This window comes from Sphingopyxis sp. LK2115 (assembly GCF_014595975.1).
GTDB lineage: Bacteria > Pseudomonadota > Alphaproteobacteria > Sphingomonadales > Sphingomonadaceae > Sphingopyxis.
Window position 1 is genome coordinate 1 of record NZ_JABWGQ010000035.1, and the last position, 25,739, is coordinate 25,739.

Genomic DNA, 25,739 nt, shown 5'->3' on the forward strand with positions numbered 1-25,739 from the left:
ATGGCCCACGGCCACAGCCGAAATTACACCACCTTGACGGACGCGACCATTGAGGAGGCGGAAATGCGTTCCGCGATCATCGAGCTGGATCTGCTGTGGGACCACTTGTTTCCCGGGGAACAGGCCCGTGTCGTCCAGCTGCTGGTAGCGCGTGTCGATATTGGCGTCGACACCATGTCCATCAAGCTCCATGCGAACGGAATAGCGGCCTTGGTCGAGGAAATGGGAACCATGCGGACCCGGGAGCTGGCAGCGGCATGAATACGGAACGGCAACTCGAAATCCGCGTCCCAATCACCCTGCGCCGCCGGGGAGGGCGCAAGCTGATCATCACCCCGGATGCAGAGAAAAGCAGGGCTGGGGGGCTACGGGGTGGTCAGGATGGAGCGCTTGTCAAAGCGATTGCCCGGGGGTTCCGCTGGCGCAAGCTGATGGAGCAGGGCCTCTACGAAAGCGTTGATGAAATTGCGGCCAAGGAAAAGATCGACCGCTCCTATGTCAGCCGGCTTTTGCGAATGACTCTGCTGGCTCCTGACATTGTGGAAATGGTACTTGCCGGTCGCCAGCCGCGAGGCATCAACCTGCAGATGCTGAAGCGGCCTATCCCCGATTGCTGGCAGGAGCAGCGGGAGATGTTTCTGACGCTTTGATTTGAGATATCGCTGGTTGAAGTCCCACTGGTTCCGCCAACATCGCGAACCAATGAGATGGGCCTCACCCTGCCAGAAAATCCCCAGCTATATCCCTTCGGGCAGTTTGGCGCGCATCGCGGCGCGGCGGTCGAAGTGTTCACCGTCGGCGTAAAAGGTGCCGTCGCCCACCGCATGCAGCCGCCGCCGGTCGGTTCGGGCGGGATCGATATGGGCTGCCTGACCACGCAGCAGCACAAGGTCCAGCCGGGTGATGATCTCTTCGACGCGGCATTCGATATTGGCCAGACACTCCGCGATCAGCGGCGCACGGACATGGCGGGAGGGCAACGGCGTCAGGCCAAAACGCGCGAACTTGTCCGTATCTGCGCCCGAACAGGTGCCGACGCCGACCACCGTGTCGATCAGGTCGGCGCCCGGGATTGCGAGCACGCATTCGCGCGTGTCGCACAGGGCGCGCCAGGAATGGTTCCACGACCCGGTGGTCAGCGCGAATTCTGCCTCGAAGTTGCGAACCATGGTCCAGCTGATGGTCATCACATTGGGCCGTGTCCCGTCATGGGTGGTGACTAGAACGACCGGCCCCGGCTCGATCAGGGTGAAGGCGCGCGACAGGGGCAGCGGCTCCATCTTCCTCCTCCTTTGCACACGGGTGCGTCGTGGTCAGGTTGCGTTCGCATACCCCACTTTGCAGTGAGCCGACAAAGACCTGCTACGGCAAACACCTCCGAATCAGGCGACCGTACCAAGTGCGTGGAAGCTGTCGAAGGGATTGTAGCTGGTGACGACACTGGCTTCCCTTCGGGCGCGGGGCAGCGTGACGCGCACCATTCAACTCCAGGACGATACCAACGGCTTCACGCCGCAAGTGCAGGTCTGGACCAAAAGTCGCCAGCATTGGGTTGGCCTGGGCGACCTGCCGGGGTTCGAGACGAATCCCGGCTAGGTGGCGGCGCCGATCAACCGCGTTTCATGTTGTCCAGACCGGCAACGACGCCCGGCTTGAGCGAGGGATTGGATGCATTCAGTTTCTTGGGCTTGTCCACCTTGGGCTTGCGCACTTCGCGGTTCGATCTTTTCTGGCTCTTGGCCATCGGGAATTCCCTTCGCGGGGCAGATCGCCCCGCCACCCTCTTATCCCCATTCTGCCAGAACAGCGGTATGAAATCGCCGGGCAATTCAACACGCGCGGTTCATGAATCCCGCTGGCAAGTGCGTTGCAATTCTTGCCAGCGCGTCCCGAAATTCGCGGACGGCTTCGTTGCGGATTGGTGGCAGCGCAGCCTCGCAGTGCGCGGTTTTCCCTTCGGGCACGGGGCAGCGTGTCGCGCACCTTTCAACTCTAAAGGTAATTTCGTTTTCAGTGCTGATGAAGATTTGGCAGGCAAATGAGGTCTGAAAAGCTGGTTCAAGACCGTTCTCAAGGATCTGAAATAAATAGCTATTTTTCTGTGACCAAACCGGCGCGGTCCAGAGGTTTTGGAGAGAATTGGGCCACCGGAGAGAGAGCGGGCCACATATCTCGTCTCAGGCTTTTTTGCTCGCGCCAAAAGTGGCGCAGAACTGCGCCATTTCAGGTCCCCGTGAGGGGGTGAGATCATTTCGATGTGAAGAAATTGGTCGGGGAGAGAGGATTCGAACCTCCGGCCCCTGCCTCCCGAAGACAGTGCTCTACCAGGCTGAGCTACTCCCCGACCGATCCGCGCGTCGGCCATGGCCACCGCGAAGGCAGGGCGGTCCTCTAGACGCGCAATCAGCGAACTTCAAGCGTCAATCGGCACAGGGAAGCTGATTGCCCCCACTACAGCATTTCGGCAGCGCGAAAGCTGAAATGGCCATCGGCGACGAAAATCAGATGATCGACCAGATCGATACCCGCAACCCGCAGGAACTGCGCCGTGTCGCGCGTGGCAGCGATATCGGCGTCACTTGGCCAGGCAACGCCCGACGGGTGATTGTGCGCCATCACAATGCCGGTAGTGCTGCCGGTGAGCAACGCGCGCCAGCATCGCGGCGGGATAATGCAACGTCGCGCCGTTCCGCCATCGACGCGATCGAAACGGACAAGCCGCTGATACGCATCGAAGGCCGCAAGGATCAGGCTTTCACGGTCGCCGTCGAATTGAGGGCGCAGCAAATGGGATACAACCGCATCTTCGGCATCGCACGGCACGAAGCCGCGACGCCGGGCATTGGACCCGGCTGTGCCTGTCGGTTCAAGGATCGTCATTGTCGCCGCATGGCGCAGGCGCGGGGGCAACCCAACCGCCGACTGCCCCGCATCGGATGGATCGGCGGGCAGCACGGGGTGACGCTCTTGTCGTCGCGCGGCGCGGGGCCTAGCAATGGTGGGAAAGGGAAAGGGAGCGCGCCTTGGCTGATTCCATCCATTATGAACTGCAATATCTCGACCTGATGCGCCGCATCTGGGTCGAGGGGGACGAGCGCGTCGATCGCACCGGTGTCGGCACGCGGTCGCTGTTCGGCGAAACGATGCGATTCTCGCTAAAGGACGATGCGATTCCCTTGCTGACGACGAAGCGCGTTTATTGGAAAACGGCGCTGCGCGAGCTGTTGTGGTTCCTCAGCGGCGACACCAATATCCGCCCGCTCGTCGCGCAGGGCGTAAAGATATGGACCGACTGGCCGCTCGAAAAATATCGCCGCGCGACCGGCGACGAAATCAGCGCCGCCGATTTCGAGGCGCGCATCGTCGCCGACGCGGACTTTGCCGTCGAGTGGGGTGATCTTGGTCCGGTCTATGGCCACCAGTGGGTGAACTGGCCGCGTTACGAGCCTGCGGGCGCGGGCCTGTTTCGCCGCGCCGAACGCGGGCACAACCAGATTGCGGCACTGATCGATTCGCTCCGAAACAATCCTGGATCGCGCCGGCATATATTTACCGGCTGGAACGTCGACGATCTGGACCGGATGGCGCTGCCGCCGTGTCACATGACCTATCAGTTCCATGTTCGCAGCGACGGCGGACTGTCGTGCCTGTTGTTCCAGCGGTCGTGCGATCTTGGTCTGGGCTTTGCGTTCAACATTTTCGAGGCGGCGCTGCTCACGCGCATGGTCGCCCAGCAATGCGACCTTCACGCGCACGAGGTCGTGTGGACCGGCGGCGACGTCCATCTCTATCTCAATCACGCCGAACTGGTCGAACGCCAGTTGGCGCGCGTGCCCGACGGGAAGCCCATACTGCGTATCCTGCGTCGCCCGCCGAGCATATTCGATTACCGGTTCGACGATTTCATGGTCGATGATTATGCGCCGCAAGCCCATATTCCCGCGCCCGTGGCGGTTTGAGACGCGGCGTTGCATTCCTATGGAGACCGTAATAATATGTCGCCACATTGAAATATAACTAGGCGCTGATTCGCGCCCGAAGGGAAGAAGATATGCCTGAGTCGGATCGCCGACCGGCGCGCAACCTGCCGCCGCTGTCGCTTCACATCCCCGAACCGCGCTATCGTCCCGGTGACACGCCGGATTTTGGCGACATCGAGATCCCCGCGGTTGAGGCGACCCCGCGCCCCGGCGAAGCGACCAGGCCCGATGCGATGCGTGAGCTTTGCTATGGCCTTGTCCGCGTCCTCGATTTCGATGGACAGGCAAAGGGGCCGTGGGATCCGAAACTGCCCGCCGACCGGTTGCGCACGATGCTGCGTTACATGATGCTGACGCGGGCGTTCGACGACCGCATGTTCCGCGCGCAGCGGCAGGGCAAGACCAGTTTTTACATGAAATGCACGGGCGAGGAGGCAACCTCGATCGCCTCGACGATGGCGATCGACCGCGCCGACATGTGTTTCCCCAGCTATCGCCAGCAGGGCATTTTGATCGCGCGCGAATATCCGCTGATCCAGATGATGAACCAGATTTATTCGAACCGCGGCGATCATCTGCTGGGGCGGCAGTTGCCGATCATGTATTCGGCGCCCGAGCATGGATTCTTCAGCGTGTCGGGCAATCTTGCCACGCAATATCCGCAGGCGGTGGGCTGGGCGATGGCGTCGGCGTCAAAGGGCGACAGCCGCATCGCGACCGTGTGGTGCGGCGAAGGTTCGTCGGCCGAGGGCGACTTCCACTCGGCGCTGACCTTTGCCACGGTCTACAACGCGCCCGTGATTTTCAATGTCGTGAACAACCAGTGGGCGATTTCGAGCTTTTCGGGCTTTGCCGGGGGCGAGCGCACGACCTTTGCGGCGCGCGCCGTGGGCTATGGCATCGCGGGGTTGCGCGTTGACGGCAACGACGCGCTGGCGGTCTATGCAGCGACGCAGTGGGCGGCCGACCGCGCGCGGACGAACAACGGCCCGACGCTGATCGAACATTTCACCTATCGCGCCGAAGGCCACAGCACGTCGGACGATCCCAGTGCCTATCGCGCCGCACAGGAAGCGAGCGCCTGGCCCTTCGGCGATCCGATCGTGCGGCTCAAACAGCATCTGATCGCACTCGGCGAATGGGATGAGGCGCGTCACGACGCGCTGACCAGAGAACTCGACGAACTGGTCAAGACGACACAGAAGCAGTCCGAAAAGCTGGGCATTCTCGGTCACGGGATGCACCAGCCGTTCGAAACGATGTTCGAGGATGTGTTCGAGGAGATGCCCTGGCATCTCAAGGAACAATGTGCGCAGATGCTCGCCGAGCAAGAGGCCAAGTTCGGCCCCGACTGGAAGCCCGAATGATGAGCGCCGATACCCAAACCAGGACCATGAACATGATCGAGGCGATCAACAGCGCCATGGACGTCATGCTCGAACGCGATCCGGCGACCGTCGTGATGGGCGAGGATGTCGGTTATTTCGGCGGTGTGTTCCGCGCCACCGCGGGCCTGCAGAAAAAGCATGGCAAGACGCGCGTGTTCGACACGCCGATCAACGAATGCGGCATCATCGGCGTTGCGGTCGGCATGGGCGCTTATGGCCTGCGCCCCGTCCCCGAAATCCAGTTCGCGGACTATATCTATCCGGGGCTCGACCAGCTCGTCAGCGAAGCGGCGCGACTGCGTTACCGTTCGGCGAATGATTTTATCTGCCCGATGACGGTGCGCACGCCGTTCGGCGGCGGCATTTTCGGCGGCCAGACGCACAGTCAGTCGCCCGAAAGCATCATGACCCACATCTGCGGCGTCAAGACGGTGATCCCGTCGAATCCCTATGATGCCAAGGGCCTGCTGATCGCGGCGATCGAGGATAATGACCCCGTCGTCTTCCTTGAACCCAAGCGCATCTATAACGGTCCGTTCAGCGGCTATTACGACCGCCCCGTCGAACCCTGGTCGAAACATGATGCGAGCGCGGTGCCCGAAGGCTATTACCGCATCGACCTGGGCAAGGCCGCGACGGTCCGCGCGGGCGAGGCGTTGACGATTCTCGCCTATGGCACAATGGTCCATGTCACCAGGACGATCGTCGAGGAAATGGGCATCGACGCCGAAATCATCGACCTGCGCACGCTTTTGCCGCTCGACATCGAAGCGATCGAGGCGTCGGTGAACAAGACCGGCCGTTGTATGATCGTCCACGAAGCGACGCGCACCTCGGGCTTTGGCGCCGAACTCGCCGCGCTGGTGCAGGAGCGTTGCTTCTATCACCTCGAAGCGCCGGTCGAGCGCGTCACCGGCTTCGACACGCCCTATCCGCACAGCCTCGAATGGGCCTATTTCCCCGGCCCGGTGCGCATCGCGACCGCGCTCACCAAAATCCTGAAGGACTGACGCCATGGCCCGCTATTCATTCCGTCTGCCCGACATTGGCGAAGGCATCGCCGAGGCCGAGATCGTCGCCTGGCACGTCAAGGTGGGCGAGCGCGTCGAGGAAGATGCGCAGCTTGCCGACATGATGACGGACAAGGCGACCGTCGAAATGGAATCGCCGGTTTCGGGCGTGGTCGTCGAACTGGCGGGCGAGGTCGGCGACCTGATTCCGATCGGATCGACGCTGGCGGTGATCGAGACCGATGACGAGACGCTGGAAGCGCCCGCGAAGGAAGCCGCAGAGGACGCGATCGTGGCGGAAACGCCGGGGGCGGAGCAAACACCGATGGCTGAAACGGTGGCGCCCTCTCAATCCGTGGACCCTGAGCCTGTCAAAAAGCCGTCCTTGCCGTCGACCGCCGAACGGGAAACCGGCCTATCAACAGGTTCAGGCCAGAAGGGGAAGGAAAAGCCGGTGCTGGCCTCGCCCGCCGTTCGCGCGCGTGCAAAGGATCTGGGCATCGACCTGTCGCAGGTGCAGTCCGACGGCGATCGCATCCGTCACGCCGACCTCGACGCCTTCCTCCGCTATAGCGCGGGGCAGGGCTATCGCGCGCCGGGCGCGAGCCGCGCGCGCGCCGACGAGCCGGTCAAGGTCATCGGGATGCGCCGCAAGATTGCGGAAAATATGGCGGCGGCGAAGCGCGCGATTCCGCATTTCACCTATGTCGAGGAAATGGATGTCACCGCGCTTGAAGCGATGCGCGCGGATTTGAACGCCAATCGCGGCGATCGCCCCAAGCTGACGATGCTGCCCTTCCTGATCGTCGCAATCTGCCGCACGATCCCCGATTTTCCGATGATCAACGCCCGTTATGACGATGAAGCAGGCGTGGTGACGCGCCACGGCGCGGTGCATCTGGGCATGGCGACACAGACCGACGCGGGGCTGATGGTGCCGGTGATCCGCGATGCGCAGGACAAGAATGTCTGGCAGCTGGCGAGCGAGATCGCGCGCCTCGCCGAAGCCGCGCGCAGCGGCAAGGCGAAAGTCGAGGAATTGACCGGCGGCACGCTCACCATCACGTCGCTCGGCCCGCTTGGCGGCATCGCGACGACGCCGGTGATCAACCGGCCAGAGGTCGCGATCATCGGGCCGAACAAGATCGTCGAACGTCCGGTGTTCGATGGCGACGACATTCGGCGGGCCAAGCTGATGAACCTGTCGATCAGTTGCGATCACAGGGTGGTCGATGGCTGGGATGCGGCCAGCTATGTTCAGGCGCTGAAGAAGCTGATCGAAACGCCGGTGTTGCTGTTTGCAGATTGAACCTGCCCGGTTCGGTTCGTGTCGAGCAAGGTCGGGACACCCCGGCGGCGCGTGCTGACGATGGGCATTTCGACCTTGCTCGATGCAAGCGGAGTCCGCGGCGGGCTTAAAGCCCTAATCCCGCAAAGCTCGTCTGGTCGAACTTCAGCTTGAAAGTCACATAGGCGCCCGATCGGGAGAATCGCGCATCCTCGAAATCGCGGTCGTGGAAGCCCGCGAAATTGTAACCGAAGGTGATGTTGGCGTTCGTCATCGGCGCCAGCGTCACCGTTGGCCCCCCGGCCCAGCTGACGGTATCGGCATCGGTGCCCACGCGCACGGTGCCCGATGCCCCGACATCGACATGCTCGCCAAGGTTGAAACGAAAGTCGGCGCCGATCAGGTTCGACCAGCCCTTGACGTCATCCGCGCCGAAGCGGTCGAAATTATAGCGTGTGCCCCAGAAAAGTCCGACCTCGGCGCGCTCATGCCACCTGCCGCCTTCGCCGCGCACACCGAGCGGGGTCCAGTTGATCGACAGACTGCCCAGCAGGCGGCGGCTCGTCGCGTCGCCGTCGATCGTCAGCGCGGCGCCGCCAATCGGTCCGGCCTGCCCCGCAACAGCATCGCGCACCTTGTCAGAGCGGAACTCGCCCTTGCCCAGCCACGAAACCTGTGAGTTGGCCGGGCGGTGCGCCCAGCTCATCTCGAACTGGATCACCTCGGTCGTCGGCGTCGTGCCGTTGCCGCTGGCCTTGGCATAGGTGAACAGCGCGCCCAGGGCACGGCCTTCGCCCAGTTGGCGCAGACCGCCGAGCGTCAGGCCATAGCGGTTGGCAAGTTCACCATCGCGATATTCGGCACGGCCGGTGAGTGTCCAGCGGTCGGCGCGCCAGGTCGCGCCGGTGCTGATCGCCAGGAAATCCTCGGTCAGCACAGTGTTGCCGCCCAGAAAGCCGCCCGATGCGACCGGCTGCTGCGCGTTCAGCACGTCGCCCGCGCGAATCCCGCCGATCGTGCGATTGCCGTCGACCGAGACATCGACCGACAGATGGTTACCGAGCTTCAGCGACTGCGACAGCCCATAGGCAGCGAAGCTGCGCGGGCCATATTCGCCGATGTCCTGCCGGTTCGCGGTGGCGAGCAGGCGTGCGCCGGACCAGGGGGTGAGGTCGAAACCGAGCCGCGCGGTGCGCGCGCGGACCGTATCGCCGTCGGCGATTTCATAACTGCCGACGAGGTTGACGTCGCGGCTGATGCCGAAGCGTGCGCCCAGCCGGTGCCGTGTCGGGAAGTCGATGCTCGCATCCCTGCCGCCCAGAGCAAATTCGGTCTGCGCATCGAGTTCGAGGCGCTTATCGAACAGGCGCTGCGTCGCGCCGACCTGAACGATGGTCGAGCGGTTGCGCGCGGCGTCGGACAGGCGATCGTCGGCGTGCGTCAGCCCGGCGCGCGCGATGCTGCTGCCATTGTCATATTCGACCAGCGCGCGCGCGGCGCGGCGCCGCGCGCCGGTATCCAGATAGTCTTCCTGCCAGGCGCTGCCCGTCAGCGACAGCGTGCGCGTCGCGCGAAGGCGGGCATCAACGCCCAGCTTGCGCGTGCCGTCCTCTCCGCGATTGAGTTGACCCGCGCCGAAACCGGCCTCGCGCTCGCGGATATAGGCCAGGAAATCGGCGGCGCTGCCATGATGTTCGGCCTCGATCAGCCATGCTTTCGCGGTTCCTGCGGCGGCGCTGCCGCCGTGCAGCGCTTTCGCATTGCTCACCGCCAGTTCGGCGCGGACTTCGGTGTCGATATTCGGGCGATAGCGCACGTCGATGCCGCCAATGTCGGTCTGGGTGTTGCCGTCCTCGTCGTGGATGAAGGTCGCGCCGATACGCAACTTTTCATCGTCCGACCGATAGCTGACGCGACCGCCGGCGTTGAGCACGCGCTGGCCGACACCATCGACTTCATATTCGGCGACGATGAACTGCGGGTCGAGGTTCGACGACCGACTGAGCACTGGTGCGCGAAAACGGATCGTGCCCGACAGATAGTCGATGTCGTAATCGACGTGGCGGGTCAGGGCGACGCTGTCGACGATGCGTTCGCTGTGCAGCCGGTCGCGCGTCTCGATGACGACCCGCTCGCTGTTCGGCACAATATCCTTTGCGCCGAGCTGGTACGGTCCCGTCAGGCCATTGCCCTGGATCTCGTCACGGCGGAACCGATAGGGGGTGTCGGCGACGAAGGCGGTCGCGGCAAGATTGCGGCCGCGATACTCTGCCTTGCCGCCGTTGAGTGCGCGCTGGTAGCGGGCAAGCTCAGGTTCCGAAATGCCCGTCTCGATATCGCCGAACATCGCGTAAAATTGCGGGCGTTCGAGCCGCAGATAGAGCTTGCGAACCGATGCGGCATCATGGCGTGTCTCGTTGCGGTCGGCATAGATGGTATAATAGGCGCGCGGATCGATCACGCCGCCGAAGCGCGCATCGTCCGCCTTCTTGTCGCTGTCATAGGCGAGCGTCATCAGCCATTTTCCGCGCACGCGTCCCTTGGCATAGAGCGCAAGGCGCCCGTCGGCATTGAGGTCGTCCAGCGTCTCGGCGACCGGCTCCATCCGGTCATCGAGCGTGTTGTATCCGAGCGTCCCCGCAGCAAAGCCGACGACGGTCCACGCACGATCGCCGGGGTCGAGCCAGGTTTCGATCACCTGCTTGCGCGTCACCCGATCGTCGCGGAACAGAAAGTCGATCGACAGCGTGCCCGAGGCGGTCGTCGGTTCAAGCTCGATATAGGCGATGCCGTCGTCGCCATCGACCTTCCAGACCGGTTGCGCGCGTTCGAGGCCCGACAGCTGGCGTGCCTGCTGCGCATCGGCCTCGATCGCCGGATAATAGGGTGCAGGGACGCTGAAATCGCCGGTCAGCCCGGCGCGGATCGGCTTGCCGTCGCGGTCGGTCAGGCGAACGGCGATCACCGGGCGCGTCACGCCATCGGCGACGAGCACCGATTTTTCGCGGATCAGCGCCGCGCGCATCGGGGTGATCGAATAATGGACGCTGCGCTCGATCGTTTCGACCGTCGCGCCGTTCGCATCCTTTATTTCGGCCACCAGCCGGTTTTCGCCCTCGCGGATTTCGAGCCCGCGCCACAGGCTGACCGCGACGCGGCCGTCGGCCGATTTGCTGACGCCTTCAAAGGTCAGCGGATCGGCGGGCTGGCCGTTGACGCGCAGCGCGACGATCTGTCCCGGCGTGTGTTTGATCGCGGCGCGGATGGCCTTGGCGCGTGGATTATGGTCGGCGGCGGGGAAAAGCCAGCCGATGCCGGGTTCTTGCCCGGCCAGCCAGTCGCGATGGGCGCCGGCCGCTTCGGGATCGGAAAGGGGCGTCGCCACCGGGCGCGCGGAGGGGGCCGACGCAGCGCGCGGGGTGCTGGCGGCGGCGCGGAAGTCGGCGCGTTTCAGCGCGCCGCCGCGACCTTCGACAAAGCGCGAGATGGCGCTGCCCGCGCTTTGTGCGCTCCGCGCGCAATCGACGGCGGCGCGGTCAAGCGGCAGCGTCGAAGGATCGATCTGCACGACGTGCAGGCCGGGGCGCACCCCTGCGAAATGATAGCGGCCATCTTCGTCGGTGACGGTATAGCTGCCGTCCTGCAGCATCACGCGCACGCCCATGATGCCGTCGGCCTTGGCGGGATCGACCGCGCAGCCGCCGTCCGTGATACGGCCGATAATCGTCATGCGATCGCCGAGCTGGTCGCGTTTGATCGCGATCGTCGCTTCGGCGATGTTGCTGGTCGTCCCGCGATTGTCGGTCGCGCTGGCGCGGTTCAGCGCGCTGCCCGGCTGCGCCGAGACGGCGACTTCGGCCAGATAGGTGAGCAGCACCGACCGCGCGGCCGCGATGCCGGGCAGGGTGACGGTGAAGGCGCGGCCGTTCGACTCTATCGCGGCGTCGACGCGCGCGCCATCGACGCGCACCGTGTCGGCACGCAGCCGCATCCCGGCCGGCAGGACGTCGCGCACCGTCACCGCGCCGGTGGTGCGCCGCGCGTCGCGATTGGCGACCTCGATCCGATATTGCACGACATCGCCCGGCACCGCGACCTGTGTGGAAGTCGTCTTGCGCAGGACCAGTGGCAGGCCGGGCTGGTCGACGGGAATGTCGACGCGCACCGGGGCGGGACTGTTCAGGGTAAAGGCACGGCCATAGCTGGCGTCGACGATGGTAAACGGCTGGCCGTCGTCGGGACGGCGAAATGCGGCCAGATCGGCCGGGCTGGCGGCCGACGGCGCGGTGAAGGGCGCGGGGGGGGCGACGATCAGCCGGTAGCTGCCCGGCGCGACGAAGGGAAAGCGATAGTCGCCCGCCGGGAAGTCATAGACCGTCCCGCCCGAATCGGTGACGCGCTGTCCGGTGATAACGCTGGAAGGATAGGCCGAAACGCCGTCGTCGCCGAACACGGCGGCGGGCTGGCCGGTGGCGGCATCGACGATCGTGACACGGCTGCCCGCCACGGGCGCGCCGTCGCCGCTGTCGAACACGATGCCAAAGGGGTCGACAAGGAAGTCGATCGTCGCGAGCGCAACCAGACTGGCGCTCGCCCGATCGGACACGCGCAGTGTCAGCGGCGCGCCGGGGTTGACCGACAGGCGACAGTCGCCCTGCACCACGGCGGGCGGCACGCCGATCGTGTTGATGAAACCGACGAACTCGCCGCTGTTTGCGGCGGTTTCGGTGAGGGTGATCGATTCGCGGTCGCCATTTTCGAGATCGAGAAGGACGGGCAAGGTGTCGCGCGCCTGCGGGTCGCGATTCGCCGATACGAGCGTCACGCCCACGACGAGCATTTCGCCGGCGCGAAAGCGGTCGCTGCTCTGAAGCGATGCCGGGGCGGTCGACATCCCTTGATAAACGCCGGCGAGCGGGATTGCGGCCGTTGCGGTCGCGCTGAGCGCCCCGACGCCGCCCGTTCGCGCGCGGACGCATTGTGTCGGCGCGAGCGGTACCGAGCGGTCGCCGCCGCCGGTCGTCAGGCGATAGGTTGCCATGCGCGGCGGATCGGACGGGCGCGGGACGACGGCCACGTCGACGCGGTTCGACAGCGTCGCACCGCGATGGCCGTGATGCGTCCATTCGGCCGACGCGGTGTTCGTGATCACCTGCGCGCGCGCCGCCGGAGCCGCAGGCAGCAGCGCTGCCGCAACCAGTGCAGTCAGAAGGCCAAGGGATGTGTCGCGGATAGCCATGCCAGCCCCGAAGGGAGCAGCGGCGGCCGGTGCCCCCGGCGCGCGCGCTGTTCCCGCCCGTTACCTGGTCAGTTGACCGTGGCGCGGAAAACGAGGGTGCGCGTCGCGCCCGCGGCGATCGTTGCGATCGTCCCCGACACGTTGGGCGCCGAATAGCTGCCGCCTGCCGTGCCGTCGGCGTTGCACGTTCCTGCGGTGACCGTGCCGTTCAGCAGGATCGTGCCCGCGTTGAAGGTCAGCTGGCCGGGCACGGGGTCGTTGATCACGACCGACGTGGCGTCAGCGCTGCCCGAATTGGCGACGGCGATGCAATATTCGACGACCGCGCCCGGAATCAGTTTCGGGTTGGTCGTGTTGTTGAACGGGTCGGAGATGACGCGACTGGTCTTGGTGACGGTGAGCGTCGCCGTCTGGACCGTATAATCGTCATCGTCGCTGTGCGACCCGTCGCGCGCGGCATCGCCGGTCACGCCAGCGACGTCGGCAAAGACGGTGTCCTTGCCCGCGGTGTTTGCGCCGGTCGTTTCGGTGATCGCCGCGCCCTGACTGCCCGACGTGCCGCCTTCGCGCGCCGTCGCGCGAAGGGTCACCCCGGCGACGGCGTTGTTGGCGAGCCCGGCCGGAATGTCGGCAACGACGAACAGGCGGATCGCCGTATCGACGACAAGCTCGTCAATATAGCCAGAAACCAGCGTGTCACCGGCATCCCAACTGCCGATCGAACCCGACGATGTGTTGTCGCGGTAAATGCGCACGTTGGTCGCGTTGAAGCTGTCGGTGCCGCCATGCGCGGCGGTGCCGCCGACGATCTGCGAGGCGACGAGCGCGAAATCGAGCACTTCGTTCGAGCTGTTGGTCAGCTGAAAGGTCGTCACGGCGTTGGTTTGCCCCGGAACGACATTGGTTGTGACGGTGCCGACTTCCTCGACAAGCAGGTTGATCTTGCGATCGACGGTAAAATTGTTCGACGCCGATTGCTGGCCCTGCGCGACGCCACCGACCTGATAGTCGACGGTAGCGGTATTGGTGATTGTGGTTCCCGCGGTCGTGCCGGCAGCAAGTGCCGGCGTGGCGGCGAGACTTGAAATCGCCGCCAGACCGATGAAGCCCACGTTGTTCAGCTTGCTGGTCATAGCTGAAGCTCCTTGGCTTGGATCGATTGCCTATTCCCCACCGCTGGCAATCATTAAGCGGTTATTTTCAGGTAACTATTTGACAATTCCCCGAAACATGAGCTTGCCCGTGGCCCCCGCCGGAATCGGCTTTTGAAAGGCCCAGCGGATATGCGTGACATCGGCGGGCTGCGCGGCACGGTGTGCGCCGTCGGCCGTCGCTATCGAAAGCTCGTCAAGCCGCCCCCACTGCTTGCCCCCGTCGACCGACACCAGCGGCTCTGTGTCACCGGCACCGGCGAAACGGACCGCGGCGGGCAGCGGATTGGTGACCACGAACTTGTCGGCGGCCTGTGCGCCGACGTTGCGATAATTCAGGACGAAGACGAGCCGGTCGCCGGGGACGACGAGCTTCGGTTCTTCGAGCAGGATGCGCTGCTTGCCATCGGCGTCGGTCGAAACCCGCTCGACAAAAACCTTGTTGTCGAGCGCAACCTGGTTGGCAGCGAAGGCCGGGCCGGGAAGCGCGGCGGCGAGCATAAGCAAAAGGGCAGGGCGCATGGGCATCTCCATCAGTGGATCATGGTCTGGAAGCTAATGGTGCGGCTCTGACCACCGGCGACGGTGCCGAGCGCGACATTGATCCGCGCGCCGTTGTAATCGCCCGCGTCGGCATCGGCCGCGTCGGTAAGGGGGCTGCCGCCGAGCGTGATCGAGCCGGGGACATAGCTGGTGTCGGCAGGGATATTGTCGGTGACAGCCAGGCCGCTCACCGAACCGCTGCCCGTCACCGTCGCGACGATCGTATAGGTGATCGTCGCGCCGGGGATCGGATCGGCGGTGCCGAGCGGGTTGGTGATGCTCGCCGATTTGACGAGCGCGACCGTCGCGGCCGACACGACGAACGCCCCGGCATCTTCGCCATCGGCGCCGGTCGCGCCGACGACGGCGTCGCCACCGCCTTCGCCCTGACCGGCAAAGCTGGTGCCGGGGGTGCCGGTTCCGGTCCTGGCCGCGGCAACCAGGCTGACGATGCCGCGATTGCCGTCGACGACCGTTCCGGGCGTCGTCGTCACGACGAACACGGCGATGCTTTCGTCGGGATCGAGCGTCGGATCGTTCGCCCCCGCAGTGTAAAGCGTGTCGGTGCCCGCGTCGAACAGGCCGTCACCATTGTCGAGATAAATCTGTGTGACGGCAGGATCATAATCGTCGCCGCCCGCATTCGCGACCGTGCTCAGCGCGAAAGCCTCGACGCCATTGCCATTGTTGGTGACCGAGAAGGTCAGAACCTGTCCGGTCGCGCCCGGTGTGGTCGGCACGTCGGCGGGATTGCTCGAATCGACCGTGACGTCGAGCAGTTCGTCGACGAGCAGATCGACGCGGTTGGAGTCGATCGTCGTTGGCCCGCCGCCGGAATCGAAGCTGGCGGTTGCGGTATTGCTGATCGTTGAACCGGCGCGCGTGCCGGCAGCGGTCGCCTGCACCGGCAACGCAAGCGCGGCGAGCAGCGCGATGAGTGAACAAGAGGGAAGAAGCCGATGCTTCGCGCCCCCCACAGGCGCTATCATCATCAAATTGACTCCGAAAGGTTGGTCCTTGGAGCCGTCAGTCGCCGAAAAAGGGTAATTTCTGGTTAAAAAGTCGTTGGAAAGCTGTGATTTGCTCCAAAAAGGGACAGACGCCGCCGTGCTTTTGCCGCAAAGCGGGGCGACTGGCGCGATGCGTGCAGCGAGCGTAAGATGAGACGGTTAACAGGGAGACGCAGGGTGGCGGACGATGGGGGCAGAAAGGATATGCGGCCGTCGCGTGTCAATCCGCTGCGCCAGATCGAGATCGACGATTTTCGCCGCGACCGGCTGCTCGCCGCGCTGGTGCTGATCCTCGGCGCCAGCTTCTGCCTTGGCCTGCCTTTTGCCTTGCAGGCTGGCGCGGAGTTTTTCCTGCCGCTGACTGCGGCAATCGTCATCGCGATCGCGCTGGTGCCGCTGCTCGAATGGCTTGAGCGCCGCGGCGTGCCGTCGGCGCTTGCCGCCTTCCTGTCGCTCGCGGCCTTTCTCGCGATCATCAATGCGGCGCTGGCGATCATCGTCGTGCCCGCGACGGGCTGGTTCGCGCGGCTTCCCGAATCGATTCCGCGTATCCAGAGCAATCTTGCGCCCTTGATCGATTTCTATTCGACGCTCCAGCGCTTCGTCGATCGCACGCTGACGTCGGTGGCCAGCGGGACCGAGGCGACGGCGCAGGCAGTGGCGGCCACGGCGCCAACGTCGGTGGTCGACTATTTCATCTCTTCGGCGCCTGCGGCGGCGATTCAGCTGTTCTTTGCGGTGCTGGTGATCTTTTTCTTCCTTGCTGGCTGGACGCGGCTTCGCCGCGGCACGATTCGCCGACGCGGCAGTTTCGACGGGGCGATGCAGACGGCGCGCGTTATCCAGAATGTCGTCGATGCGACAGCCGACTATCTGGCGACGATCACGATGATCAACGCAATGCTCGGGCTGATCGTCGCGCTGCTTCTCTGGGCGCTCGGCATGCCGTCGCCCTTCATGTGGGGCGGGATCGTCAGCATCTGCAATTTCGTGCCCTATCTGGGGCCGATCGTCGCTGCGGTCCTGCTGGGCCTGGGCGGGCTGATGACGTTCGACGCGGTCGGGTTCGCGCTTTTGCCTGCGCTCATCTTTATCGGGGTGCACCTGGTCGAGGCGAATCTGATCACGCCGCTGGTGCTCGGCAAGCGGCTCACCATCAATCCCTTGCTCATCCTCGTCTCGTTGAGCTTCTGGGGCTGGGTGTGGGGCACGCCGGGGGCTCTTCTCGCTGTGCCCCTGTTGCTGATCCTCCAGACCGTGCTTGCCTCGACGGGAACGCCCGATCTGGCTGGATTCCTCTTTGAACATGGCACGCTCACCACGACCGACGAGGTGCGCGACCGATTAAATCGCACACAGGAAGAACGCGACGGTTGACAGGTCGCCGCGCGGGTCATATTGGCGCGGCTCCCAAGCGCAAGCGGGTGTAGCTCAGTTGGTTAGAGCGCCGGCCTGTCACGCCGGAGGTCGCGGGTTCGAGCCCCGTCACTCGCGCCATTTCCCGTCGTTCGAGACGGGATGGCCACCGCAGCCTGGGATGATGCCATCATGGGAACAGGTTGGATTGGCGCCGCTGTTTAGCGGCGCCAGGTCCCCAGTTCCATCCAGCGCAGCAGCGGCTTCAAGGGCGCAATCCACATTATTCCCGCGACGAGATAAAAGAGCGCTTGCACCAATACGGGCCAGCGGCCCACCCATGGCGACAGGCTGACGACGATCGCCGTCCAGCCGCCGATCAGCGCCAGGATGAGGAACATGCCCGCGGGCTTGCGCCAGCTTGGCTGAGGATCGGTGGGCTGGTCGTTCACAGGCGGTCTCCGCAAAGGATCAACTCTTGTTCAGTCAGGATCGCATCGAGCGCGATGTCGGTCGATTCGCGCGGGCAATCGTCGATTTCCTGCACCGACCAGCCGATGCCGATTCGCAATGCATAGGGATGGGCGGCGAAATAGCGGTCGTAATGTCCGCCGCCCTGGCCGATCCGACCGCCCCGACGATCGAAACCGACAAGCGGACAGAAAATCGCATGCGGTTCGGCCAAGGGTGCACCATCGTCCGGCTGCTGCGTCCGCCACGGCCCCGTCACAAGCGATTCGCCGGGGCGCCAGCGGCGAAAGCCCATTTCGGCGACGCGACCCGCGTGATGCGGCAAAGCCAGCGCGTCCTTTGCGGCCAGATGGGCGAGCATCGTCAGCACATCAGGCTCGTCGCCATGCGCGACATAGGCGCCGACGACGGCGTGATCGGTCAGGCTGGCGGCCAGGGACGCCGGAAGCGTGCGAAAGGCGACAAGCCCCGCCATTCGATCGAGACTGGCGACGAAATGCCGCCGCCGGAAACGCAACCGTTCGCGCAATTTCTGCTTTTGTTCGGAAAGGCTGGCGCACAGGTCGGTCATCGCCCTCTCCGGGCCGTGAGGGAGCGGTTGGCGGGACCGCCGTGGTCGTTTGCCGGAAAATCCTCTGACGCCGGTAACGTCAGGTGGGGACCATGTGCGTCGGACCAGGATCCGGGCAGGGACAGCCCCCTTGGATGATGTATCGCCTCAGGGATATTCGCAGCGGCTCGTGCCGGGCAGTGCCCGCCGTCCCCTATGTAGGGGGGCGGGCGCCTTCGCTCAAGGGAGTTGCTCGACCCGCGTGGCGAGCGTTTCGATCCGCTCGGCAATCTGGAGCAGCGCGCGGTTGTGAGCAGGGTTCGCAGCCGCCGGGGGCACGGCGACGGCTTCGCGCGCCGCCTCAAGCTCCCTGAGCGCCGCCTGCTCGCGCGCGATCGCGGCCTTGAGCTCGTCGCGCGCCTGCGCCTCGCGGCTTTCAGCGAGTGCAACGGCGGCCCGCAGCGAATCCGATTGGGGTTCGACCTTGTCGATCTTGCCGCGCGCTTCCTGCACTTCGTCGGCGAGCATCAGCGCCGCGAACAGCAACTGGCGAACTTCGGTCAGACCGGGCATCGTGCGCGTTTTTTCGTCGACGACCGCGGCTAGCTGGATCAGCCGGGCTTCTTCGCCGTCGGCGCAATGGACGTCATAGGGGCGCCCTGCGATGGTCAGCTTGACATCAGCCACGGCCCGCCTCCGCGATCAGCCGGTCAAGCTCGCCGATGACGGCCGCGACCTCCGCCTTCAGCGCCGATTGGTCGGCAGCCGGGGTGGCGCTGGCGGGTGTGGGGCGGTTGACGCGATCGGCCAGCGCTTTCTCGATCCGGCTCAGCGCGCGCTCGATGCGACCGATGGCGAGGCTGGATTCGTCGAGATCGAGTTCCATGGACAAGGGTTAGCAGCGCCAACGAAGGGGTGCAATCGCCTGTCCACGCCGAAATGCGGGCGAAATTGTGCCGCGAGCGGTTGACTCCTGCCCGTACGGCCGCAAAGGGCAGTCGCACCGAATCCGGCCACCCAAACATCCTTTCCCGGGGGACTCATGACACATCCCGAAGCCCATTTGGCCGAACGCCAGCTCGCCAACGCGATCCGCGCGCTCGCGATGGACGCCGTCCAGGCCGCGAACAGCGGCCACCCGGGGATGCCGATGGGCATGGCCGATGTCGCCACCGTGTTGTATTCGGACTATCTGAAGTTCGATCCGACCGATCCGAAATGGGCCGATCGCGACCGATTCGTCCTTTCGGCCGGTCACGGGTCGATGCTCGCCTATGCGTCGCTGCACCTCGCGGGATATGCGCGGCCGACAATCGACGACATCCGCAATTTCCGCCAACTTCACAGCCCCTGCGCGGGGCATCCCGAAAATTTCGAGCTCGAAGGGGTCGAGACGACCACCGGCCCGTTGGGGCAGGGGCTTGCCACCGCGGTCGGCATGGCCATCGCCGAGCGGCATCTGAACGCCGTTTATGGCGACGATCTTGTCGATCACCGCACCTGGGTGATCGCGGGCGACGGCTGTTTGATGGAGGGCATTAATCACGAGGCGATCGGACTGGCGGGTCACCTTGGCCTGGGGCGTCTGACCGTCTTGTGGGACGACAACAGGATCACGATCGACGGAGCGACCGACCTGTCGACGAGCGAGGACATTGCTGCGCGCTATGCCGCGACGGGCTGGCACGTCGAACATTGCGACGGGCACGACGCAGCCGACATTCGCCGCGCGATCGACGCCGCGCTGGCCGATCCGCGCCCGTCGCTGATCGCGTGCCGCACGATCATCGGTTTCGGCGCGCCGAACAAGCAGGGCACGTCGGCCACGCACGGCGCCCCGCTCGGCGCCGACGAGATCGCCGCCGCGCGCAAGGAACTGGGCTGGACCGCCGAACCGTTCGTCATTCCCGGCAATGTCGCGGCAGCTTGGGCGGCATTTGGCGAGAAAGGCAAAAAACTTCATGCCGAATGGAATGAACGACTTGCAAATAGCGAAAAGAAAAGCGATTTTGAGTCGCGGCTGAGTGGCAAGGTCGTTCCGGGCGATGCGTTCAACGCCTATCTCGACAGGCTCGCGGCCGAACCGCCGACGGTCGCGACGCGCAAGGCATCGGAAAACACGCTGAGCGCACTCACCGCCGACATTGCGTCGCTGATCGGCGGCAGCGCCGATCTCACAGGTTCCAACAACACCAAAACATCGTTTACCAAACCACTGACAAAAAGTGATTATTCCGGGCGCTATATCTATTATGGCATCCGCGAGTTCGGCATGGCGGCGGCAATGAACGGCATGGCGCTGCACGGCGGCGTGATCCCCTATGGCGGCACCTTTCTGGTGTTCGCCGATTATTGCCGCGCAGCGATCCGCCTGTCGGCGCTTCAGAAGCAGCGCGTCATCTATGTGATGACGCATGACAGCATCGGCCTCGGCGAAGACGGCCCGACGCATCAGCCGGTCGAACATCTCCAGTCGCTGCGCGCGATGCCGAACCTGCTCGTCATGCGTCCCGCCGATGCGATCGAGACCGCCGAATGCTGGGCCATCGCACTGGCGCAGGAAGGGCGCCCGTCGCTGCTCGCGCTGACGCGTCAGAATCTTCCCCCGATACGCCATGACGTCACGGAAAATCGTTGTATAAAAGGCGGTTATCGCCTGCGCAGTGCATCGGCGGCGCGCCAGGTCGTGCTCGTCGCGACGGGTTCGGAAGTCTCGCTCGCGCTTGAAATCGCCGACAGGATCGAGGCCGAGGGCCATGGCGCCGACGTCGTCTCGATGGTCTCGACCGAATTGTTCGACGAGCAGGACGCCGCTTATCAGTCCGACATTCTGCCCGACGATGCGCTGATCGTTTCGATCGAGGCGGGCACGACTTTCGGCTGGGAACGCTATACCGGGCGCGACGGTCTGCGCTTCGGTATCGACAGCTTCGGTGCTTCGGCACCCATCGATGACCTGTTCAGGCATTTCGGCCTTACCGCCGATGCAATCACCCCCCAGATCCTGGCCCGGCTGAGCCGTTAAGGACCGGCCGACCATTCGCAGAAAGGATAACTCGACATGGCAGTGAAAGTCGCAATCAACGGTTTCGGACGCATCGGTCGCCTCGTGGCGCGCGCCATTCTTGAACGTCCGGACTGCGGGCTCGAACTGGTTGCGATCAACGACCTTGCCGATGCCAAGGCGAATGCGCTGCTGTTCAAGCGCGACAGCGTTCATGGCCCGTTCCCCGGAGAGGTTTCGGCCGACGGCGACCAGATGATCGTGGGCGGCAAGGCGATCCGCGTGACCAAGGAACGCGATCCCGCGAACCTGCCGCACGGCGACCTTGGTGTCGACATCGCGCTCGAATGCACGGGTTTTTTCACCGACCGCGACAGCGCGTCGAAGCATCTGGCCGCCGGCGCCAAGCGCGTGCTGATCTCGGCCCCCGCAAAGGGCGCCGACCTGACCGTCGTTTACGGGGTCAATCACGACAAGCTGACCGCCGAACATGTCGTAGTGTCGAACGCCAGCTGCACGACCAACTGCCTCGCGCCGGTCGCCAAGGTGCTCAACGACACGCTGGGCATCGAGCGCGGGCTGATGACCACGGTTCACGCCTATACCAATGACCAGAAGATTCTGGACCAGATCCACAGCGACATGCGCCGCGCGCGTGCTGCCGCCATGTCGATCATCCCGACAACGACGGGCGCCGCGCGCGCGGTCGGCGAAGTGCTGCCCGAACTCAAGGGCAAGCTCGATGGGTCGGCGATTCGCGTTCCGACCCCGAACGTCAGCCTGGTCGACCTGACTTTCACGCCGAAGCGCGATACAAGCGTCGCGGAAGTGAACCAGATACTGAAGGACGCGTCGGAAGGCGCGCTCAAGGGTGTGCTGGCATTCTCCGATGAACCGCTGGTGTCGATCGACTATAATCATTGCCCCGCAAGCTCGACGGTCGACAGCCTTGAAACCGCGGTGCTCGAAGGCAAGCTGGTGCGCGTGGTGAGCTGGTATGACAATGAATGGGGCTTTTCGAACCGCATGGTCGACACCGCGGGCGTGATCGCGAAGCTGCTGTAGTTTGCCCGTGCCCCTGTGAAGACAGGGGCCATCACCGACCTATCCAAATCGCGGGACGGTTGCGGGTGACGAAAGCGCAGAAGACGGGCCTCTGCCTTTACTGGGGCGCCGCGTCGGGCAATGGAGTGACAAACAAATGACCGCGTTCAAGACCCTCGACGACATCGGTGACGTCACCGGCAAGCGCGTCCTCGTGCGCGTCGATCTCAACGTCCCGATGATCGATGGCGCGGTCAGCGACGCGACGCGCATCCAGGCGGCGATGCCGACGATCCGCGAATTGTCGGACAAGGGCGCGATTGTTCTGTTGCTCGCGCATTTCGGGCGGCCGAAGGGGGCGAAGAACCCGACGCAATCGCTCAGCCTTGTCATGGGCGGGGTCGAGGATGTGCTGGGCCATTCGGTGATGTTCATTCCCGAAGCCGTCGGCGAAGGGGCGAAGGCGGGCGTTGCGGTGCTCGCACCGGGCGATGTCGCGGTGCTCGAAAACACGCGCTTCTATCCCGGCGAGGAAAAGAATGATCCGGCGTTCGCCGCCGCGCTTGCGGAAATCGGTGATCTCTACGTCAACGACGCCTTCTCCGCTGCGCACCGCGCGCATGGCTCGACCGAAGGCATCGCCCGGCGGCTTCCCGCCTATGCGGGCCGTGCCATGGAAGCCGAGCTGAAGGCGCTCGACGCCGCGCTCGGCAATCCGGTGCAGCCGGTCGCGGCGGTCGTCGGCGGCGCCAAGGTATCGAGCAAGATCGACGTGCTGAGGAACCTCGTCGGCAAGGTCGATCATCTCATCATCGGCGGCGGCATGGCCAACACCTTCCTTGCCGCGCGCGGGGTCGATGTCGGCAAGTCGCTGTGCGAGCATGAACTGGTCGATACGGCAAATGCGATCTTCGACGCCGCCGACGCGGCGGGTTGCACGATCCATCTGCCCTATGACGTCGTGGTGGCAAAGGAGTTCGCGCCGAACCCGCCGACGCGCACGGTCAATGTCCACGAAGTTGCCGCCGACGAAATGATCCTCGATGTCGGACCCGCTGCGGTGGAGGCGCTCGCGGACGTGCTCAAAAATTGCCGCACCCTGGTGTGGAACGGCCCGCTTGGGGCGTTCGAGACACCGCCCTTTGACAGTGCCACCGTGGCGCTGGCGAAAACGGCCGCGGCGCTGACGCGCGAAGGCTCGCTCACGTCGGTCGCGGGCGGCGGCGATACCGTCGCGGCGCTCAATCATGCCGGGGTTGCGGGCGATTTCACCTTTGTCTCGACTGCGGGCGGCGCCTTCCTCGAATGGATGGAAGGCAAGCCGCTGCCGGGCGTCGACGCGCTCAAAGCCTAGGTTTCGGCGCATTGCATCCTGCACAGCGGGACGCTATGCGCGCCGCCACATACGTATGCAAATCATCGGAGACCTTATGACAACCGCCAATGCCGAGATGCTGGACCAGATCAAGTCGGGACAGGGCTTCATCGCCGCGCTCGACCAGAGCGGGGGATCGACGCCCAAGGCATTGAAGGGTTATGGCATCGACGAGAATGCGTTTTCGAACGACGAAGAAATGTTTGCGCTGATCCATGCGATGCGTTCGCGGATCGTCACCGCGCCCTGTTTCAATGGCGAAAAGGTCATCGGCGCGATCCTGTTCGAACGGACGATGGACGGTGAAGCGGGCGGCAAGCCGGTGCCGGTGCTGTTGTGGGAACGCGGCGTCGTGCCGTTCCTGAAGGTCGACAAGGGGCTGGAAGACGAAGTCGATGGCGTCCAGCTGATGAAGGCGAATCCGGGCCTCGATGATCTGTGTGCGCGCGCGGTTGCCAAGGGCGTGTTCGGGACCAAGATGCGCAGCGTGATCAATCTTGCCAGTCCGGCGGGGATCCGGGCCATTGTCGACCAGCAGTTCGCCGAAGCGGCGCGGATCGCCGCGCACGGCCTTGTCCCGATCATCGAACCTGAGGTGAACATCAAGAGCGTCGAGCGGGATGCGGCGGACCGGCTGTTGCTGAAAGAGCTTCTTGCGGCGCTTGACGTCTGGACCGGCGGGCCGGTGATGCTCAAGCTGTCGCTGCCCACCGAGGCGGGGCTGTTCCAGCCGCTCGTTGACCACCCCAAGGTGTTGCGCGTCGTTGCGCTGTCGGGTGGCTTTGCGCGGGCAGAGGCCTGCGCCGAACTGGCGAAGAATCCCGGCATCATCGCAAGCTTCAGCCGCGCCCTGCTCGAAGACCTGCGCGCGTCGATGAGCGACGAGGAGTTCAACGCTTCGCTTCGTGACGCGATCGACGAGATTCACGCGGCCTCGGTGGCGTAAGGCGATGGAAGAAGAGCGGCAAGCGGTGGATGACCGCTTGTCGCCATTCTCCCCAATGGTGGGCGGTCAAAGGCCGCCCGCGAAGGTGAAGGAAAAGCGGTAGTCGCTGATGTCGATCGCCGCGCCGCTCATTTTGTCGGGGCGCACCGCGGCGAGCGTAAACTGGCCGTCGGCCAGATGCACGGCTTTGCCGAGTTCGGCCTCGAACGGCTGTTTCCTGCCATCGCCGCGGTGCCAGATCATCTTCAATCGAACGCGCCCGGCCCAGATGCAGCGCGCGTTCATCGGGCAGCGGCTGTCCTCGATGATCGCGACCGGTTCGACGATCGGGCCGTCGACATAGGCCTTTTGACCGAGGCTGACATTGTCGCTGTCGGCAAGCGGCGGCGCCATCGTCGTCGCGCACGCCGACAACAGCAGCGAGGACAGGATAATCGACGTGCCGAGCATGATCTTCTGCATTTGCCCGCATCTGGTGCCGCCGCTATGAACGCGCGATGACCACAGCAACGCACGGGCCAGGCTGCCAGCTTTACCTGATTTCCCCGCTCGACGTCGGCGGCGATTTTGCCGTGCGGCTGGAGGAGGCGCTGGCCGCGGGGCCGGTCGCGGCCTTTCAGTTTCGCGTCAAGGGGCTGGACCAGCACGAGGCGGCGCGGCTCGCCGAGCCGTTGCAGGCGATCTGCGCGGCGCACGAGGTCGCCTTCATCGTCAACGACGATATCGCGCTGGCAAAGCGGCTGAAGGCCGATGGCGTGCATCTGGGGCAGGGCGATGGCGATCCGAAGGACGCGCGCCGTCAGCTCGGTCCCGGTGCACAGATTGGCGTAACATGCCATAACAGCCGTCACCTCGCGATGGAGGCTGGCGAGGCGGGCGCCGATTATGTTGCCTTCGGCGCCTTTTTCCCGACGACGACGAAGGCGGTCGAACATCGCGCGGACCCCGAAATACTGACATGGTGGCAGGGATTGTTCGAACTGCCCTGCGTGGCGATCGGGGGAATCACCGTCGACAATGCGCGAACGCTCGTCGAGGCAGGGGCCGATTTCCTTGCGGTGTCGGGAGGCGTCTGGGCCTATCGCGACGGTCCGGGCGCTGCGGTGCGCGCCTTTACCGAAATTATGGACAGTCAGCCCGCGGGATAATCGCGTCCGGGCCTTTTCGTATCGCCTTTCTTCGGGCGCTGTGCCGCCCTGTCCTTGCGCCAGCCGAACAGGCCGACGCACGGCGCTTCGCGTGGTTCAGGGGCCGCGTCACCGCGCAGCGGCGGCGGGGAGGGTGGAGAAAGTTCTGCGTTCATCATGGCCGCTCCTATGCCAGCGCGCGTCTGCGGCATATTGGATCGATCCGACAAATCGGTTTCGGTTCATCGCATTTCCCG

General features: G+C 64.5%; 24 protein-coding genes, 2 tRNA genes and 1 pseudogene. 14 read left to right on the forward strand and 13 right to left on the reverse strand.

All coding sequences use genetic code 11. From position 1 onward, the window contains the following. Positions 1 to 261: pseudogene (locus HUW43_RS05245) on the forward strand (hypothetical protein); the annotation flags it as partial. Further along, positions 258 to 650, forward strand: coding sequence for a hypothetical protein (locus HUW43_RS05250; RefSeq protein WP_188236392.1), 393 nt, complete (start codon positions 258 to 260; stop codon positions 648 to 650). The pseudogene HUW43_RS05245 and the gene HUW43_RS05250, both read left to right, overlap by 4 nt. A gap of 87 nt (positions 651 to 737) precedes the next feature. Here HUW43_RS05250 and HUW43_RS05255 read toward each other — a convergent pair whose 3' ends face one another. Continuing rightward, on the reverse strand, positions 738 to 1,280 hold the full coding sequence (locus HUW43_RS05255) for a flavin reductase family protein (RefSeq protein WP_188236393.1): 543 nt from the start codon (positions 1,278 to 1,280) through the stop codon (positions 738 to 740). A gap of 151 nt (positions 1,281 to 1,431) precedes the next feature. On the opposite strand from HUW43_RS05255, the gene HUW43_RS05260 reads away from it, so the two are divergent. Further along, complete coding sequence (locus HUW43_RS05260) at positions 1,432 to 1,596, forward strand: hypothetical protein (protein WP_188236394.1); 165 nt, start codon at positions 1,432 to 1,434, stop codon at positions 1,594 to 1,596. Between the two features lie 13 nt (positions 1,597 to 1,609). Here the strand turns inward: HUW43_RS05260 and HUW43_RS15840 are convergent, their stop codons facing one another. From HUW43_RS15840 to HUW43_RS05270, 3 genes are all read right to left on the reverse strand, one after another. After that, the gene (locus tag HUW43_RS15840) at positions 1,610 to 1,744 is read right to left on the reverse strand and encodes a hypothetical protein (protein WP_262926789.1); all 135 of its coding nucleotides are present in this window, start codon (positions 1,742 to 1,744) and stop codon (positions 1,610 to 1,612) included. Positions 1,745 to 2,267: 523 nt separating this feature from the next. Next, a tRNA-Pro gene (locus tag HUW43_RS05265) sits at positions 2,268 to 2,344 on the reverse strand. A gap of 107 nt (positions 2,345 to 2,451) precedes the next feature. Continuing rightward, a complete protein-coding gene (locus HUW43_RS05270; protein WP_188236395.1) occupies positions 2,452 to 2,880 on the reverse strand; it encodes a JAB domain-containing protein in 429 nt (142 codons plus the stop codon). Between the two features lie 185 nt (positions 2,881 to 3,065). Between HUW43_RS05270 and thyA the strand changes: the two genes are divergently transcribed. The 4 genes from thyA to HUW43_RS05290 all read left to right on the forward strand — a co-directional run bounded on the left by thyA (position 3,066) and on the right by HUW43_RS05290 (position 7,687). Then, positions 3,066 to 3,959, forward strand: a complete 894-nt coding sequence (gene thyA, locus HUW43_RS05275; RefSeq protein ID WP_411157932.1) for a thymidylate synthase — start codon at positions 3,066 to 3,068, stop codon at positions 3,957 to 3,959. Positions 3,960 to 4,051: 92 nt separating this feature from the next. Next, a complete protein-coding gene (locus HUW43_RS05280; RefSeq protein WP_188236397.1) occupies positions 4,052 to 5,347 on the forward strand; it encodes a 3-methyl-2-oxobutanoate dehydrogenase (2-methylpropanoyl-transferring) subunit alpha in 1,296 nt (431 codons plus the stop codon). A gap of 26 nt (positions 5,348 to 5,373) precedes the next feature. Further along, entirely contained in the window at positions 5,374 to 6,378 is a 1,005-nt protein-coding gene (locus tag HUW43_RS05285) for an alpha-ketoacid dehydrogenase subunit beta (RefSeq protein ID WP_188236466.1), read from the forward strand. 4 nt (positions 6,379 to 6,382) lie between these two features. Beyond that, a complete protein-coding gene (locus HUW43_RS05290) occupies positions 6,383 to 7,687 on the forward strand; it encodes a dihydrolipoamide acetyltransferase family protein (RefSeq protein ID WP_188236398.1) in 1,305 nt (434 codons plus the stop codon). 106 nt (positions 7,688 to 7,793) lie between these two features. On the opposite strand, the gene HUW43_RS05295 is transcribed toward HUW43_RS05290, so the two are convergent. The 4 genes from HUW43_RS05295 to HUW43_RS05310 all read right to left on the reverse strand — a co-directional run bounded on the left by HUW43_RS05295 (position 7,794) and on the right by HUW43_RS05310 (position 15,591). Next, positions 7,794 to 12,905: a DUF11 domain-containing protein gene (locus HUW43_RS05295; protein ID WP_188236399.1), complete on the reverse strand. Its 5,112-nt coding sequence runs from the start codon at positions 12,903 to 12,905 to the stop codon at positions 7,794 to 7,796. A 68-nt stretch (positions 12,906 to 12,973) separates the two neighbouring features. Then, entirely contained in the window at positions 12,974 to 14,038 is a 1,065-nt protein-coding gene (locus HUW43_RS05300) for a DUF11 domain-containing protein (RefSeq protein ID WP_188236400.1), read from the reverse strand. Positions 14,039 to 14,113: 75 nt separating this feature from the next. Next, complete coding sequence (locus HUW43_RS05305) at positions 14,114 to 14,578, reverse strand: DUF11 domain-containing protein (RefSeq protein WP_188236401.1); 465 nt, start codon at positions 14,576 to 14,578, stop codon at positions 14,114 to 14,116. An 11-nt stretch (positions 14,579 to 14,589) separates the two neighbouring features. Beyond that, positions 14,590 to 15,591, reverse strand: a complete 1,002-nt coding sequence (locus tag HUW43_RS05310) for a DUF11 domain-containing protein (RefSeq protein ID WP_188236402.1) — start codon at positions 15,589 to 15,591, stop codon at positions 14,590 to 14,592. Between the two features lie 222 nt (positions 15,592 to 15,813). On the opposite strand from HUW43_RS05310, the gene HUW43_RS05315 reads away from it, so the two are divergent. Together HUW43_RS05315 and HUW43_RS05320 are read left to right on the forward strand one after the other, a co-directional pair. Further along, positions 15,814 to 16,986: an AI-2E family transporter gene (locus tag HUW43_RS05315; RefSeq protein WP_188236403.1), complete on the forward strand. Its 1,173-nt coding sequence runs from the start codon at positions 15,814 to 15,816 to the stop codon at positions 16,984 to 16,986. Between the two features lie 43 nt (positions 16,987 to 17,029). After that, positions 17,030 to 17,106 (forward strand) — tRNA-Asp (locus HUW43_RS05320). Positions 17,107 to 17,186: 80 nt separating this feature from the next. Here HUW43_RS05320 and HUW43_RS05325 read toward each other — a convergent pair. The 4 genes from HUW43_RS05325 to HUW43_RS05340 all read right to left on the reverse strand — a co-directional run bounded on the left by HUW43_RS05325 (position 17,187) and on the right by HUW43_RS05340 (position 18,872). After that, positions 17,187 to 17,417, reverse strand: a complete 231-nt coding sequence (locus HUW43_RS05325; RefSeq protein ID WP_317450826.1) for a DUF2842 domain-containing protein — start codon at positions 17,415 to 17,417, stop codon at positions 17,187 to 17,189. Continuing rightward, on the reverse strand, positions 17,414 to 18,007 hold the full coding sequence (locus HUW43_RS05330) for a 5-formyltetrahydrofolate cyclo-ligase (protein ID WP_188236404.1): 594 nt from the start codon (positions 18,005 to 18,007) through the stop codon (positions 17,414 to 17,416). The genes HUW43_RS05325 and HUW43_RS05330 overlap by 4 nt, the downstream gene beginning before the upstream one ends. A gap of 219 nt (positions 18,008 to 18,226) precedes the next feature. Then, on the reverse strand, positions 18,227 to 18,673 hold the full coding sequence (locus tag HUW43_RS05335; protein WP_188236405.1) for a cell division protein ZapA: 447 nt from the start codon (positions 18,671 to 18,673) through the stop codon (positions 18,227 to 18,229). After that, the gene (locus HUW43_RS05340; RefSeq protein WP_188236406.1) at positions 18,666 to 18,872 is read right to left on the reverse strand and encodes a hypothetical protein; all 207 of its coding nucleotides are present in this window, start codon (positions 18,870 to 18,872) and stop codon (positions 18,666 to 18,668) included. Before HUW43_RS05340 ends, HUW43_RS05335 begins: the two co-directional genes overlap by 8 nt. Positions 18,873 to 19,028: 156 nt before the next feature. Between HUW43_RS05340 and tkt the strand changes: the two genes are divergently transcribed. From tkt to HUW43_RS05360, 4 genes are all read left to right on the forward strand, one after another. Then, positions 19,029 to 21,011 carry a transketolase gene (tkt, locus tag HUW43_RS05345; protein WP_188236407.1) on the forward strand — a complete coding sequence of 661 codons (1,983 nt, stop codon included), beginning with the start codon at positions 19,029 to 19,031 and terminating at the stop codon, positions 21,009 to 21,011. Positions 21,012 to 21,047: 36 nt separating this feature from the next. After that, positions 21,048 to 22,055 (forward strand): type I glyceraldehyde-3-phosphate dehydrogenase, encoded by a 1,008-nt coding sequence (gene gap, locus HUW43_RS05350; RefSeq protein WP_188236408.1) that lies wholly within the window; start codon positions 21,048 to 21,050, stop codon positions 22,053 to 22,055. 136 nt (positions 22,056 to 22,191) lie between these two features. After that, positions 22,192 to 23,388 carry a phosphoglycerate kinase gene (locus tag HUW43_RS05355; protein WP_188236409.1) on the forward strand — a complete coding sequence of 399 codons (1,197 nt, stop codon included), beginning with the start codon at positions 22,192 to 22,194 and terminating at the stop codon, positions 23,386 to 23,388. Between the two features lie 97 nt (positions 23,389 to 23,485). Continuing rightward, complete coding sequence (locus tag HUW43_RS05360; RefSeq protein ID WP_188236468.1) at positions 23,486 to 24,355, forward strand: fructose bisphosphate aldolase; 870 nt, start codon at positions 23,486 to 23,488, stop codon at positions 24,353 to 24,355. 66 nt (positions 24,356 to 24,421) lie between these two features. Here HUW43_RS05360 and HUW43_RS05365 read toward each other — a convergent pair whose 3' ends face one another. Then, positions 24,422 to 24,817 (reverse strand): hypothetical protein, encoded by a 396-nt coding sequence (locus HUW43_RS05365; RefSeq protein ID WP_223181307.1) that lies wholly within the window; start codon positions 24,815 to 24,817, stop codon positions 24,422 to 24,424. A gap of 35 nt (positions 24,818 to 24,852) precedes the next feature. Here HUW43_RS05365 and thiE point away from each other — a divergent pair, with 35 nt between their 5' ends. Next, complete coding sequence (gene thiE, locus HUW43_RS05370) at positions 24,853 to 25,503, forward strand: thiamine phosphate synthase (RefSeq protein ID WP_188236410.1); 651 nt, start codon at positions 24,853 to 24,855, stop codon at positions 25,501 to 25,503. The last annotated feature ends 236 nt before the right edge of the window (positions 25,504 to 25,739 follow it).

What these genes read in the sequence shown, in the direction of transcription:
- HUW43_RS05250 (WP_188236392.1), top strand. Translation starts at nt 258, where the DNA reads ATGAATACGGAACGGCAACTCGAAATCCGCGTCCCAATCACCCTGCGC.
- HUW43_RS05255 (WP_188236393.1), bottom strand. Translation starts at nt 1,280, where the DNA reads ATGGAGCCGCTGCCCCTGTCGCGCGCCTTCACCCTGATCGAGCCGGGG.
- HUW43_RS15840 (WP_262926789.1), bottom strand. Translation starts at nt 1,744, where the DNA reads ATGGCCAAGAGCCAGAAAAGATCGAACCGCGAAGTGCGCAAGCCCAAG.
- HUW43_RS05270 (WP_188236395.1), bottom strand. Translation starts at nt 2,880, where the DNA reads ATGACGATCCTTGAACCGACAGGCACAGCCGGGTCCAATGCCCGGCGT.
- thyA (WP_411157932.1), top strand. Translation starts at nt 3,066, where the DNA reads ATGCGCCGCATCTGGGTCGAGGGGGACGAGCGCGTCGATCGCACCGGT.
- HUW43_RS05280 (WP_188236397.1), top strand. Translation starts at nt 4,052, where the DNA reads ATGCCTGAGTCGGATCGCCGACCGGCGCGCAACCTGCCGCCGCTGTCG.
- HUW43_RS05285 (WP_188236466.1), top strand. Translation starts at nt 5,374, where the DNA reads ATGAACATGATCGAGGCGATCAACAGCGCCATGGACGTCATGCTCGAA.
- HUW43_RS05290 (WP_188236398.1), top strand. Translation starts at nt 6,383, where the DNA reads ATGGCCCGCTATTCATTCCGTCTGCCCGACATTGGCGAAGGCATCGCC.
- HUW43_RS05295 (WP_188236399.1), bottom strand. Translation starts at nt 12,905, where the DNA reads ATGGCTATCCGCGACACATCCCTTGGCCTTCTGACTGCACTGGTTGCG.
- HUW43_RS05300 (WP_188236400.1), bottom strand. Translation starts at nt 14,038, where the DNA reads ATGACCAGCAAGCTGAACAACGTGGGCTTCATCGGTCTGGCGGCGATT.
- HUW43_RS05305 (WP_188236401.1), bottom strand. Translation starts at nt 14,578, where the DNA reads ATGCGCCCTGCCCTTTTGCTTATGCTCGCCGCCGCGCTTCCCGGCCCG.
- HUW43_RS05310 (WP_188236402.1), bottom strand. Translation starts at nt 15,591, where the DNA reads ATGATGATAGCGCCTGTGGGGGGCGCGAAGCATCGGCTTCTTCCCTCT.
- HUW43_RS05315 (WP_188236403.1), top strand. Translation starts at nt 15,814, where the DNA reads ATGCGGCCGTCGCGTGTCAATCCGCTGCGCCAGATCGAGATCGACGAT.
- HUW43_RS05330 (WP_188236404.1), bottom strand. Translation starts at nt 18,007, where the DNA reads ATGACCGACCTGTGCGCCAGCCTTTCCGAACAAAAGCAGAAATTGCGC.
- HUW43_RS05340 (WP_188236406.1), bottom strand. Translation starts at nt 18,872, where the DNA reads ATGGAACTCGATCTCGACGAATCCAGCCTCGCCATCGGTCGCATCGAG.
- tkt (WP_188236407.1), top strand. Translation starts at nt 19,029, where the DNA reads ATGACACATCCCGAAGCCCATTTGGCCGAACGCCAGCTCGCCAACGCG.
- gap (WP_188236408.1), top strand. Translation starts at nt 21,048, where the DNA reads ATGGCAGTGAAAGTCGCAATCAACGGTTTCGGACGCATCGGTCGCCTC.
- HUW43_RS05355 (WP_188236409.1), top strand. Translation starts at nt 22,192, where the DNA reads ATGACCGCGTTCAAGACCCTCGACGACATCGGTGACGTCACCGGCAAG.
- HUW43_RS05360 (WP_188236468.1), top strand. Translation starts at nt 23,486, where the DNA reads ATGCTGGACCAGATCAAGTCGGGACAGGGCTTCATCGCCGCGCTCGAC.
- HUW43_RS05365 (WP_223181307.1), bottom strand. Translation starts at nt 24,817, where the DNA reads ATGCAGAAGATCATGCTCGGCACGTCGATTATCCTGTCCTCGCTGCTG.
- thiE (WP_188236410.1), top strand. Translation starts at nt 24,853, where the DNA reads ATGACCACAGCAACGCACGGGCCAGGCTGCCAGCTTTACCTGATTTCC.